The sequence below is a fragment of the Rhizobium lusitanum genome (assembly GCF_014189535.1).
Classification (GTDB): domain Bacteria; phylum Pseudomonadota; class Alphaproteobacteria; order Rhizobiales; family Rhizobiaceae; genus Rhizobium; species Rhizobium lusitanum_C.
In genome coordinates, this window is record NZ_CP050308.1 from 1,545,514 (window position 1) to 1,562,804 (window position 17,291).

Genomic DNA, 17,291 nt, shown 5'->3' on the forward strand with positions numbered 1-17,291 from the left:
CAGCAGATAGCTTGAAACGATTGAAAGCCCTGATCGCGATGCGGTCAGGGCTTTTTGCTTTTATGCAGGGACATCGCTTGGAAATGCTCTCATCCGGCCCACAGCGGTCATCGCCACCCAATTCCTCCTAGGTGGTCGGCAGCATTCCACCGTCGAGCCTCAGATTGACGCCGGTTATGTATGCGGCTCGCGGACTGGCGAGAAACGAAACAGCATCAGCTATCTCCTCAAGAGTTCCCACGCGACCAACCGGGACTTGGGCGAACAGAGGTAGCACGGCTTGTTCGATCACCCCCCACGGCGCGTCTTGTGCAAGCCCCTGCTCCACGGCAACTTCGCGAAACCAGGCGTCCAGCCTGTCGCTGTGTATCGTGCCGGGCGATACGGTATTCACTGTGACACCGTCGGCCGCGACCGCTTTCGCCATAGAGACCGTCATTGCGTTCATGGCGGCCTTGCAAGCGGAGTAGTCTGGCCGGGAGGCTGGCGGCATCAAACCGGCCAGGCTCGAAATGTTGACGACCCGTCCCCACTTGGCATGACGCATTCTCGGTAGCAGCAGGGTTATTACCCTCACGGCAGCGAGAACGTTGCGGTCATAGGCCGACGCCCATGAAGCTGGCCGGCTGCTCGTCCAGTCCTCCACCTCACCTGAACCGCCGGCATTGTTGATCACGATGTGTATCGGACCGGCAAGCGCTTGTGCCTCGTTGACGAGCCGCCGCACATCATCATCAATTGTGAGGTCTCCGAGAACGGCATGGGCGCGCCCTCCTTCGGCGATGATGTCATAGGCGACCCGCTCCGTCTGCACCCTGTCGCGACCGTGGACAACGACGACCACCTTCTCACGAGCAAGTCCTCTGGCGATCGCTTCTCCTATGCCCTTGCTACTCCCGGTGACGAGCGCTGTCTTCCCGTCCAGTTTCAAGTCCATGGCGTGGTACCTATCTTGAAGGCGATACCTCACAAAAGAACAGAACGATGATCGACACAATTACGCACTTTAAAGTGCCTGTAGACCGCGAAGAGCGGTCAGTATGCCTTGGCCCGGATGGGTCCGTGGCGCATGTCACCAGGATGCTTCGGATGATCAGCGGACGCTGGAAGCTTCCAATCCTGTTCCGTCTCTTCGCTGAGCCATCGATGCGGACCTCGCAGTTGAAGCGCGATATGCCGGGCATTTCGCAGAAGATGCTGACGCAGCATCTGCGAGAGCTTGAGAATGACGAACTTGTCGCAAGACGGGACTTCGGTGAGCAGCCGCCACATGTGGCGTATGCGCTGACCAATTCGGGTCGAGACCTTATGCCGGTCTTGATGGCGGCAAGGGAGTTTTCACGGCGCCATCTCTAAAAAGCGCACGTGGTCGCGTCGTATGACCGCCGTTGGCACGATCCTGCCATTGTCAAATTCGCTTTCGGCCCGCTGGGCAGCCCGGCTTGTGCGCCTCAGTTCGCGCTTAGAGCATTTCCGCTTTTCTTCGAATCGCGAAAACGCTCTATCTTCTTGTTTGTTCGCATTCCAGACGGAAAACCGCTGCGCACTTTTCCTGGAAGTTCTCTAGCCGGCGGTATCGGTTCAGAGCCTGCGAGCTTCCAGACGCCGCTTGTCGCGCTCGACATATTCGGAGCCCAGCTTTGTCAAACTGAATTGTCGTTTCTGAAATTCCCCACGGATCAAGATGAAGCCTTGCTCTTCAGCTTCGCTCAGTGTCTTCAGGCTTGTGCCTTTGGGGGGAGACTGCCAATCCACGCCAACGGCGCTGTGCAGCAATACCATTATCTTGATAATTTCGTTTCTCCATGGCTGCTGCATACAGCCGCGCCGCGTCGTTTCACCAATCCGGTTCCGCTTTCCTGACTTGGCACCATCCAGGAGAACCTCATTGATTTAAAATGATTATTTTTGGTCAACCCGAGGTTTCGCAAAAGCTATTGTATAAAAGCTCCAATAAGCTTGGTCAATTCAGTCGCTCCGTCTCGATCGGTTTGCTCGTTCCTGCTGATTGGGCAGAAAAAACGCGCAAGGATCGCATCGGTTCTCGCCATTGGACGATACCAACCGCACTTCCGGCGCGAAGCCGCCACTGACCGATGCTCACGAACGGCAAGCAGACTGGTGGCGTTTGCTACATAATTCCGCATAAGCCTCTCCAGCCACTTACCTGGAGGTTGAAGTTGTCACCAGCACAAGTTCTAGCTTCCAGCCACAGACATCCAGCGGCTAAATCCTGCAAACCTATCCGAACTGGCAGGAGCCACCCATGAATACCGCCGCCTACGTCACCACCGACGTTTTCACCTCCGAGCGTTTCGCCGGTAATCCGCTGGCCGTCATTCCCGATGCGCGCGGCCTGAGCGATGAGGCGATGCAGAAGATCGCGACCGAGTTCAACTATTCGGAAACGACCTTCGTGCTGCCGGCCGAAAATCCGGACAATACTGCGCGTGTCCGTATCTTCACGCCGACCAAGGAAATCCCCTTCGCCGGGCATCCCAATGTCGGCACGGCCTTCGTGCTCGGCCAGCAGGCGGAGATCTTCGGAAAAGCACCTGGCGACAGGCTGATCTTCGAGGAGAAGGCCGGGCTGGTGGATGTTCAGCTTCTTCGCACCGGCAACGACGTCAGCGGCGCGAAAATACGAGCACCGGGGGAACTGCAACTCGGCGACACCATCGCCGACGACCTTATTGCCCGCTGCATCCAGGTCGATCCCGCATCCATTCGACACACGACACATGCCCCGACCTTCGCCTCCGTCGGTTTGGCGTTTGCCTTCGCGGAATTGGATAGTCTCGAAACGCTCGGCAAGGCACGCCCGAACGCCGCCATCTTTGCGGAAGCAGCAGCTCTTCACAAGGAAGACAAGACCGGCTTTTCGCTGTTCCTCTATACCCGCACGACTGAAAAGCCTTGGCATATCCGCGCCCGCATGTTCGCACCGCTCGATAACGTCACCGAAGATCCGGCCACCGGCAGCGCCTCGGCGGCCCTCGGCGCCTATCTCACTTCACTGCTGCCCGAAGGCGACATCGAGACGCAGATCACCATCGAACAGGGCGTGGAAATGGGCCGGCGTAGCCTGATCGGCGTCGATGTCAGGAAATCCGGGGGGATCGTCACCGACGTCTTCCTCTCCGGCCATTGCGTCAGCGTCATGCGAGGCGAAGTCGCATTATGACCTGCGGATAAGCCTTTGCGAAGATCCCAGCCGGCTTTTGAGGTGCTGCGCTAAAACGTCTCGTTGATGATCAGCGCGATCGTCCAGACCGCAAAGGCGATAATGGCGATCTTCCAGAAATCAACACGCCGCTTGAGGCCGGGCAGCCCGAGCGGCTTGATGATCTGTACCGCCATGGCCAGCATCAGCAGCACCGCGATCACTTTTGTCACGGTATTTTTCCCCGTTTGAGCAAGAGTGAGCAAGACCCCTTCAAAAACCACTGCGCAGTTTTCGCGATCATGCTCTAATCGTCATAGGACGGACATCTTTCCGCGCCAACAGACTGTTTCTACACGCCGATAGCGGCAATCCGGGGCACAATCAATAGCGAAAACTGGCGGGACATGGTTCCTGCCTTATCGGTTCTTTAAGCGGAGCCGCATGAAAGTAGGGACATGAAAAGAAATATCCTGCCCGTTCTCGCCCTGCTTTTCGGCACGCTCTTCCTATTCACGGGAAATGGCCTGCACGGCCTGTTGCTGCCGGTACGCGGCACCGCCGAAGGCTATGCCACGACGACGCTCGGCCTGCTGGGCACGACCTGGGCCACCGGCTTCGTGCTCGGCTGCCTGACGGCGCCGAAGCTCGTCCGACGCATCGGCCATGTTCGCGCCTTCTCCGGCTTCGTCGCCGTCATCGCCATTATCGCGCTTCTGACCGGCATCGTCGTCGATCCCGTCTGGTGGGTGGCCTTGCGCGCCATTACCGGCTTCTGCACCGCCGGCACCTCGATGATCATCGAAAGCTGGCTCAACGAGCGCGCCACCAATGAGAGCCGTGGCGCGATTTTCTCGCTCTATATCGGCATTACCCTGATCGGCGCCGTCGCCGGCCAGATGATGGTCCCCTTCGCCGACATCCATACGCCGATCCTCTTCATGGTCTGCGGCATTTGCTACTGCGTCGCCATGTTGCCGACGACATTGTCGACCGCCGCGTCGCCACAACCGCTGAAAACCGTCAGCCTTGACCTGAAGGCGCTCTATCGTAATTCGCCGGTCGCCTCCCTCGGCATCTTGCTGGTCGGCATCGCCAACGGTGCCTATGGCACGCTTGGCGCCGTCTTCGGTGCCAATGCCGGCCTCTCCGATAGCAATATCGCGGTGATGATGAGCTCGACCATCTTTGCCGGCGCCGTGATGCAGTTTCCGGCCGGACGCCTTTCGGACCGCATCGATCGCCGCTATGTGCTGGCCGGCATGGCCGCCATTGCCGCGCTCGACGGCCTGCTGCTCTTCCTGATAAAGCCGGGCAATCCGCATTTCCTGATTGCCATGGTGATAATCTATGGCGCTGTCGCCAACACGCTCTACCCGATCGCCGTCGCCCATGCCAACGACTTCGCCGCGCCGGAGGAATACGTCAAGGTCTCCGGCGGCCTGCTGCTGCTCTACGGCATCGGCACGATCATCGGCCCGACGCTCGGCGGCCCGGTCATGTCGACCGTCGGCCCCTACGCACTGTTCTTCGTCACCGCTGTCGCGCATGTGCTGATTACGGCCTATGCGGTCTTTCGCAGTCGGCAGCGCGCGGCAAAGCCGGCGGGTGATCGCGACGCCTACACAACCATGCCGTCGGCAAACGCACAGATGATCACGCCGGAGAGCATGTCGCTGGCACGCAGCGAGGCTTCAAATAAGGACGATAACACTGTAAATTACGGCACCTAAGCCCACTGGAGCATTCCGCTTTCAGGCGATGTCGTCTGAAAGCGGACAAGATGCTCCAGATTCAAAAGACTAGAGCGACCTTTGCGCGTTCAGATGAACGCGCGGCGCTCTGGCGGCAAAGAGGAGCCGAGATGAGCATTTTCGACAACGACCAACCGAAGCAGCCGTCCGCCCACGAGATCGGCAGTGATCTTTCGATGCTCTCCGTCGATGAGCTGAAGAACCGCGTCGCGTTACTGCAAGCGGAGATCGCTCGCCTGGAAGACGAGATCGTAGTCAAGGCATCCGGCCGGAAAGCCGCTGAAAACCTCTTCCGTTTCTAGTGCAATTCTAAGGGAAAGTGCGCAGCGGTTTTCCGTCCGGAGTTGCGCGAAAACAATAGCCCGCCATCGGCGCAAAACCTGCGCGCTCGAGACAGACGGATGGGCGTGTTCAACGGAATATTAAGCTTTACGACATATTACTACATCATCCAGATTTGCTCTGGACTTCAGACAGTTCCTCCACTTGTCGAATTGGTCTGATTTTTCTCCCTGTTTTACCTTGAGAGCCGCTTTTGCGGCTCTTCTTTTTCCCTGTACCGCAGGGCTTTCGACGAAACTGTGGAGATTAACCCTTTCTTAAGAATCGTCTTGCGGATTTCAGTTAAAATCATCATCTTGAAGTCATAAGAACGGATGCCGAGAGTCCTTCTGGACTTGCCCGGTCTTTCCTGAACAAAAGTGTTGCGTGAAGCAGGGATTTCTTCGATGTCAGAACTTGGTTTGAACACGATCAGCTTTGCTGGCCATGCAGCGTCGTCGGCACAGTTCAGGATGCTGTACTCCGAAGGCATGTCGCTGGTCGAGGAAACCGCCGGCTATCTCGATGGCAACGGCCGCACCGCCTCCAAGGTTCTGCCGCGCATGGCCTCCGTACTCTACGCTGCCGAATCCATGCGGCTCACCACCCGCCTGATGCAGATGGCCTCCTGGCTGCTGCTGCAGCGCGCCGTCAACAATGGCGAAATGTCGCGCGATCAGGTGCTGGCCGAAAAGAACAAGGTTCGCCTCGACGGCTTCAACGTCGACCGCAACGCGCCCGGCTGGAACGACCTGCCGGAAGCCTTCCGCGACCTCGTCGAACGCTCGCTGCGCCTTCAGAACCGCGTCGCCCTGCTCGACCGCGAAATCTACCGCCCGACGGAACCCCAGATCGTTCCGGACAACCAGAACAGCGTCAAGGCGCAGCTCACTCTGCTGCAGACAGCTTTCGGGGAATAACCGACAAAGCATCCTATTGCGGACGAATTGAACCGGTCGTGTCTTGCGCGGCCGGTTTTGTTTTGCCGGTGATCGGCAAATGGAAAATTATCCGCGTGCCTCAAGCCGCGTCGCGCTGCTTCAGCCAAAGTCCGAATTCCTGGATAACGGCGACGACATACTTCAATCGCTTGCCATCCTCCGTCAGCGCATACTCCACCTTGACCGGCACTGTGGGATAGACGGTGCGCAGCACCAGACCAGCCTCTTCAAGGGCGCGGAGGTCCAAGGTCAGCATCCTCTGGGAGATCCCCGGCACATCGCGCCGGAGTTCGTTGAAGCGCTTCGGACCATCAACCAGATAGGACACCAGAAGCAGGCGCCAGCGCCCGCCTAACAGGTGCATTGCTTCCTCGACGGAACAGCCGCTTACATTTTTTCTCATAGAACACACCTCCAGGCCGCACGTAGGTATATTTTATGTACCTAGATGTCAAACTAGTGCCTTCTTACTTTTCCATACCACTTCGACTACATGGCCCAAAGCCGCCTTTCAACGTGAAGGCAGGCAATCAAAATCCGCCATGGAGATTGCAAGTGAAGCTTTATTACATGCCCGCCAGTTGCTCCCTTTCCCCCATATCGTCATCAATGAGCTTGGTCTCGATGTGACGTTGCTCAAAATCGATCACAGCAAGCATACGATCGAAGGCGGTGGCGACTACTACGACATCAATCCCCTTGGCTATGTTCCGGTCCTCGAGCTCGACGATGGAACGAGGCTGCACGAGGGGCCGGTGATCGTGCAGTATCTGGCCGATCTCAAGCCGGAACGAGGCCTGGCTCCGCCAAACGGCACGATGGAGCGCTACCGCCTGCAGGAGTGGCTCAATTTCCTGGCATCGGAGATTCACAAGGGCTTCATCCCGCTTCTCTACGCGAGGCTGGCAGGCAAATATGTGGAGACCGCGACGCCAAAACTTGAGAAGCGCTATGCCTGGATAGACGAGCGGCTTGCCGGTCGCGACTTTCTCATGCGCGATACCTTCAGCGTGGCCGACGCCTACCTGTTCGCGCTCACCGGCTGGGGCCAGGCAGACTGGTTGAAGTCCTACTACAAGGCAGGCATCCATTTCGATCAACTGGACAATCTCAAGGCCTGGTATGGCCGCGTGCGTGAACGCGATTCGGTCAGGAAGGCGCTTCGGGAAGAGGGACTGGAATAGAACTGCAACTCACGGCAACGGTGTGCCGTCGTTCATCTGGCGCCATACCCTGACAACAAGACAACAAAAAAGCCCGGTAAAACCGGGCTCTTGTCAAAACGTCGTATCGCGAAGCGATTAGACGCCGAGGCTGCCGAAGCGCTTGTTGAACTTGGAAACGCGGCCACCGCGTCCATGAGCTGCTGATTGCCGCCCGTCCAAGCCGGATGCGACTTGCTGTCGATTTCGAGATTCATGGTGGCGCCTTCAGAACCCCAGGTCGAGCGGGTTTCGTATTCGGTGCCGTCAGTCATGACTACCTTGATCGTGTGGTAGTCGGGATGGATGTTGGCCTTCATAACAATCTTCCTGTCATGCCAGGGTCCATTTGTCGCAAGCCATTGCGGCAACCGAACCGATTGAATAAATGAAGCCGCAGTCCGATTAGGCTACGGCTTCCAATTGAGATGGCGTGCCTATACATGAAGGCGGCAAGGATAACAAGGGCCGAAAAAGCGAAGCCCCTTGCTGATATGGGGATTGGAGACGACTTGTCAGAGACTGGCCAGACAGACGACAAAAAACGCGGATCCATCCGTCCCCTCGGGCGGCTGACGCCCTATCTCAAACGCTATCGCGGCATGGTCATGGGCGCTATCGTCGCGCTGGTGGCTGCCGCCGTCACCTCGCTCGCCCTGCCGCTGGCCGTCAGGCGCATGATCGACCACGGCTTCGATCAGGCCGACCGCGGTCTCATCAACAGCTATTTCGTCGCGATGATGATCATGGCCGTCGTTCTCGCGGTGGCAAGCGCAATGCGCTACTATTTCGTCATCACCATCGGCGAGCGCATCGTCTCGGATATGCGCCGCGAGGTCTTCGACCATGTAACGCGGCTCTCGCCCTCCTTCTTCGACGTCAACCAGTCCGGCGAGATCGTCTCGCGACTGACGGCCGACACGACGCAGATCAAATCAGCCGTCGGCGCGACGGCGTCTGTGGCGCTGCGCAATCTTATTCTCTGTTTCGGCGCCGTGGGGATGATGATCGTCACCAGCCCGAAACTGTCGAGCATCGTGCTGATCGCCATCCCGGTCATCGTGCTGCCGCTCGTCAGCTTCGGCCGTTCGGTTCGCAAGCGCTCGCGCGCAGCACAAGATACGCTGGCCCATGCATCGGCTTACGCCAACGAAACCATCGCCGCCAGCCGCACCATTCAGGCTTTCAATGGCGAGACAGCCGCAGCAGAGCGCTATGGCGCTTCGGTGGAAGACGCCTTTCAGGCCGCGCGCGCCGCGATCAAGTCCCGCTCGCTGCTCACCGGCTTTGCCATCACGATGATCTTCGGCAGCATCGTCGCCGTGCTCTGGGTCGGTGCGGAGAACGTACTCGCCGGCACGATGTCGGCCGGAACGCTTGGCCAATTCCTGCTCTATTCCGTCATCGCCGGCACCTCGCTCGGTTCGCTGTCGGAAGTCTGGGGCGAACTGTCACAGGCAGCGGGCGCGGCAGATCGCCTGGGCGAGCTTATGGCGGAGGTATCGCCGATCGCCGCCCCCTCCGATCCACTCCCCCTACCCCAGCCACCGCAGGGCCGCGTCGACTTCTCGGACGTGCATTTCTCCTATCCGTCGCGGCCCGGCAGATCGGCGCTGCATGGCCTGTCGCTGTCCGTCAAACCGGGTGAGACGGTGGCGATCGTCGGCCCCTCGGGCGCCGGCAAGAGCACCATCTTCTCGCTGCTCCTGCGCTTCTACGATCCGCAACAAGGCAGCATCGCCATCGACGGCATCGACGCCCGCCGCGTCTCGCCCGAAGCCTTGCGCGACCGCATCGCCATTGTGCCGCAGGACACGACGATCTTCGCCGCGACGATCCACAACAACATCGCCTTCGGCCGCCCCGGCGCTTTGCGTGACGAAGTGCGCGCCGCCGCGATCGCCGCACAGGCGGATGAGTTCATCGCGCGCCTCGACGAGGGTTACGACACACAGGTCGGCGAGCGCGGCATCACTCTTTCCGGCGGCCAGCGCCAGCGCATCGCCATTGCCCGCGCCATCCTGAAGAATGCGCCGATCCTGCTGCTCGACGAAGCGACCTCCGCGCTCGATGCCGAAAGCGAGACGCTGGTGCAAAAGGCGCTGGACGGCCTGATGGAAACGCGCACCACCCTCGTCATCGCTCATCGCCTGGCGACCGTGCTCAAGGCCGACCGCATCCTGGTGCTCGATCAGGGCCGCATTGTCGAGGAAGGCACGCACCAGAGCCTCATCCATCACGGCGGCATCTACGCCAAGCTGGCGCGGCTGCAATTCGACGCCGGCGTCGACGATCGCATGCTCGTTGTGAAATAACGACAGATTGATCAAGTCATTGCGAATGCAACAGGTGGAAATGACTTTGAAGTTGCGCTAGATTTCCAACGTTATCTCGCACTGATGCGATTCTAGGAGACGGGAACGATGTATAAATTTGAAGTCTATAAGGATAAGGCTGGCGAATTCCGATTCCGGTTCAAGGCCTCGAACGGCGAAACCATGTTTGGCTCCGAAGGCTACAAGGCGAAGGCTTCGGCCCTGCACGCTATCGAATCGATCAAGTCCCATGTCGGCGGCGCCGTCATCGACGACCAGACCACAGCCACCGCTTAAGACTTCACGTCGAGCGCCTGCTACAACAATCGTCCACGGCTGGCCGCCTTTTGGTGTGCCGGCCGTTTTTGTTTGACCGTCGGAAATACTTCGGAAAATTCGCTCCAATCTGTCGAAATCGACCCGGCTCGCGGCTCATTGTATCGGAACGGCATGAAGCCGCTTCACCGGCGGCGTTGCGTATCTTGAGATTTGCTCCTTAGATGCAGCATCCAGCCCGGAAAACCGTCAACACAGCGAGCAGGAGTTTCCCATGCAATACGCCTTGATCATCCGTGAATCGGCCGAGGATTTTAAGCGGCGCGAGGATCCCACCTACAAAAACGGCTGGATCGCCTATACGCAGGCGCTGATCCAGGCCGGCATCATGACCGGAGGCGCCGGACTGACCGCGCCGGAAACCGCAACGCTCATCCGCCACCGTGGTGACGATCATGATGTGCAGGACGGCCCCTTCCCGGAGGGCAAGGAGCAACTCGGCGGCTTCTACCTAATCGACGTGCCGGATCTCGACACGGCCCTGGAATGGGCCGTGCGTGTGCCGGTTTCTCAGCAGGGCTCCGTCGAGATACGGCCGCTCCTGCACATGTGAGACGACCATGAACCCCGACGTTGGACGCGCTACCGAACGGGTGGCGCGTCAATCCTATGGCAAGCTGATCGCCTTTCTCGCGGCACGTTCGGGCGACGTGCCGTCAGCGGAGGATGCACTCTCCGAGGCACTCGCCGCCGCGCTGGATAGCTGGCCGGAGCGGGGTATCCCGGACAATCCCGAAGCCTGGCTGATGGTCGCCGCGCGGCGTAACCTTTATCGCGCGGCAAGACATGCGAAAGTCAAAACCGCCGCCCGCGATACGGTCACCATGGCATTCGAGGAAGCGGAGGAACGCATGAATGCGGATGGCCCAGCCTTCCCCGACGAGCGGCTGAAGCTGTTGTTCACTTGCACCCATCCCGCTATCGACCGCTCCGTGCACACGCCGCTGATGCTGCAGACGGTCCTCGGCATCGACGCCAAAACCATCGCCCGAGCCTTTATCGTCTCGCCCGAAACCATGAGCCAGCGGCTGGTGCGGGCAAAGACCAAGATCCGCGAGGCGCACATCCCTTTTACCGTTCCCGATCGCTCCATGCTGCCGGGACGACTGGCGGGTGTGCTGTCGGCAATCTATGCCGCCTATGGCCTCGGCTGGGACGGGCTCGACGGTGAAGACGGAAAGCACGGCTCGCTGGCAGACGAAGCCATCTGGCTCGGCCGCGCCCTGCTTGCCACCCTACCAGAGGAGCCAGAGACGGCAGGCCTGCTGTCCTTGATGCTCTATTGCGAGGCCCGCCGCAGCGCTCGCCGGAATGCCGAGGGCCGCTATGTGCCGCTCGACGAACAGGATACCGCACGCTGGAATGCTATCATGATCGCCGAAGCCGACAATCTGCTGCGGCAGGCAGGCGCTTTCGACCGCTTCGGCCCGTTCCAATGCCAGGCGGCAATCCAGTCCGTCCACACCGAACGCCACCGCTCCGGCGGCACCGACTGGGCCGCACTCGCAATGCTTTATGACGCACTCGTCCTGATGACCCCAACCACCGGCGCCCGCGTCAGCCGGGCAGCCGTCATCGGCCGAGCACAGGGCGCGACCGCAGGGTTGCACCATTTGAACCAGATGGCCGAACGCGATATCGCCACCTACCAGCCCCATTGGGCCGTCCGTGCTCATCTGCTTGCTGAAGCCGGAGAAACGGAAAGCGCTGTCGTAGCCTATCGCACCGCGATTGGCCTCAGCGACAGTCCCTCCGTGCGGGAGTTTCTCCAGACTCGCCTCGACGCCGTTCAGGCCGACAAGAACTGACGACTACTTCTCCGTCAGCTTCAGCTCAATACGCCGATTGGTAGCACGCGCCTCCGGCGTGTCGCCGGGTGCGATCGGCTGGAACTCGCCAAAGCCGGCGGCGACGAGCCGGTCGGCGGGAACGCCCTGCGAAATGAGGAATTTGACGACGGCGATGGCACGGGCAGACGACAGCGCCCAATTATCCGGATAGCGGCCATTACCCGAAAGCGGCACATTGTCCGTATGCCCGTCGACACGCAGCACCCAGTTGATCTCCGGGGGAATTTCCTTGGAAAGATCGACCAACGCGGCGGCGAGTTTCCCCATCTCCGTCTGGCCGGCCGGATTGAGATCGGCAGCGCCGGAGGGGAACAGCACTTCGGACTGGAAGACGAAGCGATCGCCGACGATGCGGATATTGTCGCGGTCGGAGAGGATTTCGCGCAGGCGCCCGAAGAAGTCGGAGCGATAGCGGTTGAGCTCCTGCACCCGCTGCGCCAGCGCCACATTCAGCCGCCGGCCGAGATCGGCGATCTTCACCTGCGATGACTGATCCTTGCTCTCCGAAGCCTGCAACGCGGCCTCGACAGCGGCGATCTGGCTGCGAAGTGCTGCAATCTGCTGATTGAGGAGCTCAACCTGGCTGAGCGCGCGCGCACTTGACTGCTTCTGCTCGTCAAGCTGCTGCGATAGCGTACCGACTTGCTGCTGGGACACCTGGCTATTGCCGGAGCCGGCGCTAAGCAGCGCCTGCAGGCGCGAGCGCTCGCCCTCTGCCAACGACAGCGATGCTTGCAGATTGGCAACCGAATCCTCCAGATCCTCCTTGCCGTTCTTCTCCAGCGCCAGTTGCTCCACCAGATCATTGATGCGGCTGTTAAGCCTATTGAGCGCCGCGTCTCGGCCGGAGATTTCGCGACTGAGGATGAACTGGCCGAGGACGAACACCGTCAGCAGGAACATGATCGCCATCAACAGCGTGGACAGCGCATCGACGAAGCCTGGCCAATAATCGACCGTTCGCTGGTGGCGGCGGTTTCGCGCGAGCGCCATGGCTTACTTGCTCCCGGTCTTCTCGGTATGGCTGATGCGGTCGGCAAGGCGATCGAGCGTGCGACGCATCGATTTCGCCTCCTCCTGCTGCGCTTCGATCCAGTCACGCAGCATCTGCTGCTCGTTACGCATGTTCTTGACCAGGCCCTGGATGCCTTCGGCAAGGTTTGCCATGGCCGTCACCGAACGCTGGCCACCGCCCTCGTCGGCGATCTTGCGCAGATAGTCCGAAAGCGCGCGCACATCCTCGGAGGATGCGCCGTTGGTGCCGTCGATGACCGGACCGTGATCGGAACCGACATCGGTGACGGAGGAGAGCCAGTTTTCCAGCTCGGTATAAAAGCGGTTCTGCGCACGACCGGCCTGCAGGTCGAGAAAGCCGAGGATCAGCGAGCCGGAAAGACCAAGCAGCGAAGACGAGAACGCTGTGCCCATGCCGACCAGCGGCCCGGACAGGCCGGACTTCAGCGAACCGAGAATATCGCTGCTATCGCCCGAGCCGACATCGAGGCTCTGGATGACATCGTTGATGGAACCGATCGTGCCGATCAGGCCCCAGAAAGTGCCGAGCAGGCCGAGGAAGACCAGCAGGCCGATGAGATAGCGCGAGGTGTCGCGCGACTCGTCAAGGCGGGTGGCGATGGAATCGAGGATAGAGCGCAGCGTCGCCGTCGAAAGCTGCATGCCGCGGCGGTTGCCGATCAGCGCCCGCATCGGCGCCAGAAGCCGGGGATTGCGACCGACCTTGTCGGCATTGCCAACCGCGCGGAAGTGATTGAACCAGCGGACTTCCGGCCGCAGCATCAGCACATGGTTGAAGACCAGCAGGATGCCGACGGCCAATACACCGAGAATCAGACCGTTAAGGCCGGGATTGTGCATGAAGGCGACTTGGGCCTGACGAAACAGGATTGCCACGATAAAGCCGACGATGACCAGAAACAGGATCATCGTCCAGAAGAAGGCCATTGGGCTGGAGAGCTTGTAGGTATATCCGCCCGACGCATTGTCGGTCGACCCCATATCCCCCAGGTTCACATTTTCCATTGCACGCTCAGCCTCCGGAGTTTCCGCAGGCGGAGACTAGAGCAACATTGAGCCGAATTGAAGAGACGGAAAGCACAAAACAACCCGTTGGCAACAGGCAGTTTTGCCACAGGTGATTGGGCTAGTGCGACCTTATTTCGTCGGAATCGGCCGCTTGACGACCTCGGCAAGCGCCTTGTGAATATGCTCATTGCCGCAGATGATCGAACTGGTGGCGAGCATGTCGCTGCCGCCATCGAAATCCGATACGAAACCACCAGCTTCACGCACCAGCAGAATACCGGCCGCCATGTCCCAGGGCGACAGGCCCACTTCCCAGAAGCCGTCGAAACGGCCGGCGGCGACATAGGCGAGATCGAGCGCTGCCGAACCGACGCGGCGAACACCGGCGACTTCGCCCATGACATGGCGCAGCTCGACGAGGAACTTGCCGTGATTGCCGCGCCAAGATGCGGAACGCCGCAGCCGATGACGCAATCCGAGAGCACGCGGCGCGAGGCGACGCGCAGGCGGCGATCGTTGAGGAAGGCTCCGCCGCCGCGCTCGGCGGTGTAAAGCTCGTCCGTCGCCGGATTGAAGATGACGCCGGCGACGATCTCGCCGTTACGCTCGAGCGCGACCGACACGGAGAACATCGGAATGCCGTGCAGGAAGTTGGTCGTGCCGTCGAGCGGATCGACGATCCAGCGATGCGCGCCGTCGGTGCCCTTGATCTCCTCATCGGCCTCTTCGCCGAGGAAGCCGTAGGTCGGCCGTGCCTTCAACAGCTCGTCGCGGATGATCTTCTGCGCCTTCAGATCGGCCTGGCTGACGAAATCGCCTGGTCCCTTCACCGAAACCTGCAGGTTCTGCACTTCGCCGAAATCGCGGCTGAGTGACTTGCCTGCCTTGAGGGCAGCCTGAACCATGACATTGAGAAGAGCTGAACGGGCCATCGGTTTTCCTTGGGTAATATAGAAGGCACTGACCGGACCCGAAAAAGGCCCCGGCGGAGCGGGATCGGCAGCGCAATAAAAGATTGGCGGCCTCAAGACCACAAAATCGGGGGAATTTCAAGTGCCGAGGCAAATGCTGCCATTATCGGGCCGCCCTCGTGGTTCGAGGCTGCGGCCTTTGTCTTATGCACTTCACCACGAGAGCAGGTGAAGGAACTCGAATCCGGGCGATATCACCAAGCCAGTACGCGTTTGCCGACAAAAGCGCCCATACCCATCACGATAGCAATCGCGATGCTATACCAGACCGCCACGAACAGGCCGCCATCATTCTTGCAGACGAAAGCATAGGCAGCAGCCCCGAGAGCGCCCGCGAGAATACCGGCCGCAGCACCAGCCATGGTCGGTCGGGTCGTGACGCCGGTGCGTAGCGCCGCGATGATCAGCGCCAGCGGAACGAGCGATAGCAGGACCATGGCCATCAGGCAGCTCGGAACGGAAACGCCGGACCGGCCCATCAGCGGGAAACCCGATGCATCCGAAGCAGCACCGATCAACAACAGCGCCACCCCCGGCAGCAGCATGGCAAGCGAAAGCTCCCCGAGCCCGGCTTGCCGGCATGACGCACGGCCAGAATGCCACCACCGGCCAGCATCAGCATGCTGATGATCTTGTGATGGAATGGCGCGCTGCGCAAAGTCGCCTGCAATTCGGGCTGAAAGCCGAAGGTGACAAAGACCAGGACGATCGCGCAGATGAGCGAAAGGATCGTTGCAAGCAGCAAAATGCGCTCAAAGGAAAGAGCCGGGCGTCGCTGCCCTGCCCCAGCCTCGCCAGCCAGACTTCGGATCATGAGGTCCGTATCATCAGCCGTTTTCATATCTTGCCCTTGCTTGGTTTGTGTGGAGCCACGCCAGCGACCAAAGCCAGGTGTTGCAGCGCCCGGTGCAGCGTCACCCGCACAGCACCTTCGCTGGTCTGGAGCTTCTCGGCTGTCTCGCGCACCGATGCGCCCTCGATCGTCAGCGCCTGGACGACGGTGCGTTGACCAAGGGAGAGACCGTTCAAATGACGATCGAGATCGACGAGCGCCCGGTCGGCGTCTTCACGCGGAGCTTCGACCACATTGGACCATTCTTCCAGCGTCAGATCGCTGCGATACCGCGCTTCCCGGCGTCGGCGGCGCATCGCGTCCGACAGCTTGTAACGTGCAATGGCGTAAAACCACGGCAGAAAGGCGCGATCCGCGTCCCATCGATGCCGCATCGTATGCAGGCCGATCAATATCTCCTGAACGATATCCTCGGTCTCATGCGCACTCATGCCGAGCCGCGACAACCGTCCGCGAACCAATATGCGCAGCGATTTCGCGACATCTCCCAGCAACCATTCATAAGCGGCAGCATCGCCCCGCCGCTCGGCCTTCATGGCATTGGCCCAAATCTGTTCGCGCGATTCCATACCTACCTATTCGCCGCCAAAGCGCGTTTGTTACGACGTAACTCAGATTTTTTATCGCTTCGGGCCAAACACCAACACGTTTCCGTGATGATGTTGCGCCGCACCCGAGCCGGGCGAATTGAGTTTCAGGAGCGTGAAGAATCCTCCCGACAATCAACCAAGGAAACCGATCGATGAAAACAATGCAAAAGCTTGTCCTTGCCGCAGCCGCACTATTGGCTGCCTTCGCAGCACATCCGGCCCTCGCCGCAACCGCGCCGACGATCAAGGCGCATAATGTCGTCCTCGTCCATGGCGCCTACGCGGACGGATCGAGCTGGTCCGAGGTGATCCCGATACTTCAGCGTGCCGGCCTGCATGTCACTTCGGTGCAAAACCCTCTGACGTCCTTCGCCGATGACGTTGCCGCCACCAACCGGGCTCTGGCGTTACAGGACGGCCCGACCGTGCTCGTCGGCCATTCCTATGCGGGCATGGTCATCAGCGAGACCGGCGTCGACCCGAAGGTCAGCGCCCTCGTCTATGTTGCCGCCCGCGCACCGGACGCCGGCGAAGACTATGCAGCACTCGCCGCCAAATTCCCCACCCCACCGGCAAGCAAGGGTCTCGTCCATTCAGACGGTTTCGCTCAGCTCAGCGAAGATGCTTTCGTCCATGACTTCGCTGGCGACCTGAAACCCGCCAAAGCCAGGGCGCTCTATGCGGTGCAGGGACGGATTTCGGACACGCTATTTGCCTCGCGCACCACGCAGGCCGCCTGGAAGACCAAGCCGAGCTGGTACGCCATCTCGAAGAACGACCATACCACATCGCCCGAGCTGGAACGCTTTCTCGCCAAGCGCATGAATGCGACCACCGTCGAACTCAACTCCAGCCACGTCTCACTGATTTCCCACCCGCGTGAAATCGCCAACATGATCCTTGCGGCCGCAGGCTACGCAGTGAAGAAATAGCTGACGCCAATCATCTGATA

Annotated in this window: 18 protein-coding genes and 3 pseudogenes; 11 read left to right on the plus strand and 10 right to left on the minus strand. The window is 60.1% G+C overall.

Translation table 11 applies throughout. The features are described from left to right. Nucleotides 1-127: 127 nt before the first annotated feature. Nucleotides 128-937, minus strand: a complete 810-nt coding sequence (locus HB780_RS21215) for an SDR family NAD(P)-dependent oxidoreductase (protein WP_183696143.1) — start codon at nt 935-937, stop codon at nt 128-130. A gap of 47 nt (nt 938-984) precedes the next feature. Here HB780_RS21215 and HB780_RS21220 point away from each other — a divergent pair, with 47 nt between their 5' ends. Further along, nucleotides 985-1,356, plus strand: coding sequence for a winged helix-turn-helix transcriptional regulator (locus HB780_RS21220; RefSeq protein ID WP_183696146.1), 372 nt, complete (start codon nt 985-987; stop codon nt 1,354-1,356). A 225-nt stretch (nt 1,357-1,581) separates the two neighbouring features. Here the strand turns inward: HB780_RS21220 and HB780_RS33140 are convergent, their stop codons facing one another. Continuing rightward, nucleotides 1,582-1,782, minus strand: coding sequence for a hypothetical protein (locus HB780_RS33140; RefSeq protein ID WP_286203180.1), 201 nt, complete (start codon nt 1,780-1,782; stop codon nt 1,582-1,584). Between the two features lie 484 nt (nt 1,783-2,266). On the opposite strand from HB780_RS33140, the gene HB780_RS21230 reads away from it, so the two are divergent. Further along, the gene (locus HB780_RS21230; protein WP_183696151.1) at nt 2,267-3,184 is read left to right on the plus strand and encodes a PhzF family phenazine biosynthesis protein; all 918 of its coding nucleotides are present in this window, start codon (nt 2,267-2,269) and stop codon (nt 3,182-3,184) included. 50 nt (nt 3,185-3,234) lie between these two features. On the opposite strand, the gene HB780_RS21235 is transcribed toward HB780_RS21230, so the two are convergent. Beyond that, nucleotides 3,235-3,396, minus strand: coding sequence for a hypothetical protein (locus tag HB780_RS21235; RefSeq protein WP_007701280.1), 162 nt, complete (start codon nt 3,394-3,396; stop codon nt 3,235-3,237). A 225-nt stretch (nt 3,397-3,621) separates the two neighbouring features. Between HB780_RS21235 and HB780_RS21240 the strand changes: the two genes are divergently transcribed. From HB780_RS21240 to rcdA, 3 genes are all read left to right on the plus strand, one after another. Further along, nucleotides 3,622-4,896, plus strand: a complete 1,275-nt coding sequence (locus HB780_RS21240; protein WP_183696153.1) for an MFS transporter — start codon at nt 3,622-3,624, stop codon at nt 4,894-4,896. Nucleotides 4,897-5,027: 131 nt separating this feature from the next. Continuing rightward, nucleotides 5,028-5,219: a DUF1192 domain-containing protein gene (locus HB780_RS21245; RefSeq protein WP_183696156.1), complete on the plus strand. Its 192-nt coding sequence runs from the start codon at nt 5,028-5,030 to the stop codon at nt 5,217-5,219. 426 nt (nt 5,220-5,645) lie between these two features. Continuing rightward, the gene (gene rcdA, locus HB780_RS21250) at nt 5,646-6,158 is read left to right on the plus strand and encodes a protease adaptor protein RcdA (protein WP_047456926.1); all 513 of its coding nucleotides are present in this window, start codon (nt 5,646-5,648) and stop codon (nt 6,156-6,158) included. Between the two features lie 100 nt (nt 6,159-6,258). On the opposite strand, the gene HB780_RS21255 is transcribed toward rcdA, so the two are convergent. Then, entirely contained in the window at nt 6,259-6,582 is a 324-nt protein-coding gene (locus HB780_RS21255) for a winged helix-turn-helix transcriptional regulator (protein WP_183696158.1), read from the minus strand. Nucleotides 6,583-6,721: 139 nt separating this feature from the next. Between HB780_RS21255 and HB780_RS21260 the strand changes: the two genes are divergently transcribed. Continuing rightward, nucleotides 6,722-7,363 (plus strand): glutathione binding-like protein, encoded by a 642-nt coding sequence (locus HB780_RS21260; protein ID WP_353622965.1) that lies wholly within the window; start codon nt 6,722-6,724, stop codon nt 7,361-7,363. A gap of 117 nt (nt 7,364-7,480) precedes the next feature. Here HB780_RS21260 and rpmE read toward each other — a convergent pair. Then, nucleotides 7,481-7,701 (minus strand): annotated as a pseudogene (gene rpmE, locus HB780_RS21265) (50S ribosomal protein L31). A 174-nt stretch (nt 7,702-7,875) separates the two neighbouring features. Between rpmE and HB780_RS21270 the strand changes: the two are divergent. The 4 genes from HB780_RS21270 to HB780_RS21285 all read left to right on the plus strand — a co-directional run bounded on the left by HB780_RS21270 (nt 7,876) and on the right by HB780_RS21285 (nt 11,840). Further along, nucleotides 7,876-9,696: an ABC transporter transmembrane domain-containing protein gene (locus tag HB780_RS21270; RefSeq protein WP_435693914.1), complete on the plus strand. Its 1,821-nt coding sequence runs from the start codon at nt 7,876-7,878 to the stop codon at nt 9,694-9,696. A 108-nt stretch (nt 9,697-9,804) separates the two neighbouring features. After that, a complete protein-coding gene (locus tag HB780_RS21275) occupies nt 9,805-9,993 on the plus strand; it encodes a YegP family protein (RefSeq protein ID WP_183696164.1) in 189 nt (62 codons plus the stop codon). Between the two features lie 253 nt (nt 9,994-10,246). Next, nucleotides 10,247-10,585 carry a YciI family protein gene (locus HB780_RS21280; protein ID WP_183696166.1) on the plus strand — a complete coding sequence of 113 codons (339 nt, stop codon included), beginning with the start codon at nt 10,247-10,249 and terminating at the stop codon, nt 10,583-10,585. Nucleotides 10,586-10,592: 7 nt separating this feature from the next. After that, nucleotides 10,593-11,840, plus strand: coding sequence for an RNA polymerase sigma factor (locus HB780_RS21285; RefSeq protein WP_183696169.1), 1,248 nt, complete (start codon nt 10,593-10,595; stop codon nt 11,838-11,840). Nucleotides 11,841-11,843: 3 nt separating this feature from the next. Here HB780_RS21285 and HB780_RS21290 read toward each other — a convergent pair whose 3' ends face one another. The 5 genes and pseudogenes from HB780_RS21290 to HB780_RS21310 form a co-directional block, all read right to left on the minus strand. After that, nucleotides 11,844-12,875: a peptidoglycan -binding protein gene (locus HB780_RS21290; protein ID WP_183696172.1), complete on the minus strand. Its 1,032-nt coding sequence runs from the start codon at nt 12,873-12,875 to the stop codon at nt 11,844-11,846. A gap of 3 nt (nt 12,876-12,878) precedes the next feature. After that, nucleotides 12,879-13,922 carry a flagellar motor protein MotA gene (locus HB780_RS21295; RefSeq protein WP_183696176.1) on the minus strand — a complete coding sequence of 348 codons (1,044 nt, stop codon included), beginning with the start codon at nt 13,920-13,922 and terminating at the stop codon, nt 12,879-12,881. Nucleotides 13,923-14,054: 132 nt separating this feature from the next. Then, a pseudogene (locus HB780_RS21300) lies at nt 14,055-14,857 on the minus strand (inositol monophosphatase family protein). Between the two features lie 233 nt (nt 14,858-15,090). Next, nucleotides 15,091-15,737: pseudogene (locus tag HB780_RS33380) on the minus strand (NrsF family protein). Continuing rightward, the gene (locus tag HB780_RS21310) at nt 15,734-16,318 is read right to left on the minus strand and encodes a sigma-70 family RNA polymerase sigma factor (protein ID WP_183696179.1); all 585 of its coding nucleotides are present in this window, start codon (nt 16,316-16,318) and stop codon (nt 15,734-15,736) included. The pseudogene HB780_RS33380 and the gene HB780_RS21310 overlap by 4 nt, the downstream one beginning before the upstream one ends. A 173-nt stretch (nt 16,319-16,491) precedes the next feature. Between HB780_RS21310 and HB780_RS21315 the strand changes: the two genes are divergently transcribed. Beyond that, the gene (locus HB780_RS21315) at nt 16,492-17,271 is read left to right on the plus strand and encodes an alpha/beta fold hydrolase (protein ID WP_183696182.1); all 780 of its coding nucleotides are present in this window, start codon (nt 16,492-16,494) and stop codon (nt 17,269-17,271) included. The last annotated feature ends 20 nt before the right edge of the window (nt 17,272-17,291 follow it).

What these genes read in the sequence shown, in the direction of transcription:
- HB780_RS21215 (WP_183696143.1), bottom strand. Translation starts at nt 937, where the DNA reads ATGGACTTGAAACTGGACGGGAAGACAGCGCTCGTCACCGGGAGTAGC.
- HB780_RS21220 (WP_183696146.1), top strand. Translation starts at nt 985, where the DNA reads ATGATCGACACAATTACGCACTTTAAAGTGCCTGTAGACCGCGAAGAG.
- HB780_RS33140 (WP_286203180.1), bottom strand. Translation starts at nt 1,782, where the DNA reads ATGGTATTGCTGCACAGCGCCGTTGGCGTGGATTGGCAGTCTCCCCCC.
- HB780_RS21230 (WP_183696151.1), top strand. Translation starts at nt 2,267, where the DNA reads ATGAATACCGCCGCCTACGTCACCACCGACGTTTTCACCTCCGAGCGT.
- HB780_RS21240 (WP_183696153.1), top strand. Translation starts at nt 3,622, where the DNA reads ATGAAAAGAAATATCCTGCCCGTTCTCGCCCTGCTTTTCGGCACGCTC.
- HB780_RS21245 (WP_183696156.1), top strand. Translation starts at nt 5,028, where the DNA reads ATGAGCATTTTCGACAACGACCAACCGAAGCAGCCGTCCGCCCACGAG.
- rcdA (WP_047456926.1), top strand. Translation starts at nt 5,646, where the DNA reads ATGTCAGAACTTGGTTTGAACACGATCAGCTTTGCTGGCCATGCAGCG.
- HB780_RS21255 (WP_183696158.1), bottom strand. Translation starts at nt 6,582, where the DNA reads ATGAGAAAAAATGTAAGCGGCTGTTCCGTCGAGGAAGCAATGCACCTG.
- HB780_RS21260 (WP_353622965.1), top strand. Translation starts at nt 6,722, where the DNA reads ATGGAGATTGCAAGTGAAGCTTTATTACATGCCCGCCAGTTGCTCCCT.
- HB780_RS21270 (WP_435693914.1), top strand. Translation starts at nt 7,876, where the DNA reads ATGGGGATTGGAGACGACTTGTCAGAGACTGGCCAGACAGACGACAAA.
- HB780_RS21275 (WP_183696164.1), top strand. Translation starts at nt 9,805, where the DNA reads ATGTATAAATTTGAAGTCTATAAGGATAAGGCTGGCGAATTCCGATTC.
- HB780_RS21280 (WP_183696166.1), top strand. Translation starts at nt 10,247, where the DNA reads ATGCAATACGCCTTGATCATCCGTGAATCGGCCGAGGATTTTAAGCGG.
- HB780_RS21285 (WP_183696169.1), top strand. Translation starts at nt 10,593, where the DNA reads ATGAACCCCGACGTTGGACGCGCTACCGAACGGGTGGCGCGTCAATCC.
- HB780_RS21290 (WP_183696172.1), bottom strand. Translation starts at nt 12,875, where the DNA reads ATGGCGCTCGCGCGAAACCGCCGCCACCAGCGAACGGTCGATTATTGG.
- HB780_RS21295 (WP_183696176.1), bottom strand. Translation starts at nt 13,922, where the DNA reads ATGGAAAATGTGAACCTGGGGGATATGGGGTCGACCGACAATGCGTCG.
- HB780_RS21310 (WP_183696179.1), bottom strand. Translation starts at nt 16,318, where the DNA reads ATGGAATCGCGCGAACAGATTTGGGCCAATGCCATGAAGGCCGAGCGG.
- HB780_RS21315 (WP_183696182.1), top strand. Translation starts at nt 16,492, where the DNA reads ATGAAAACAATGCAAAAGCTTGTCCTTGCCGCAGCCGCACTATTGGCT.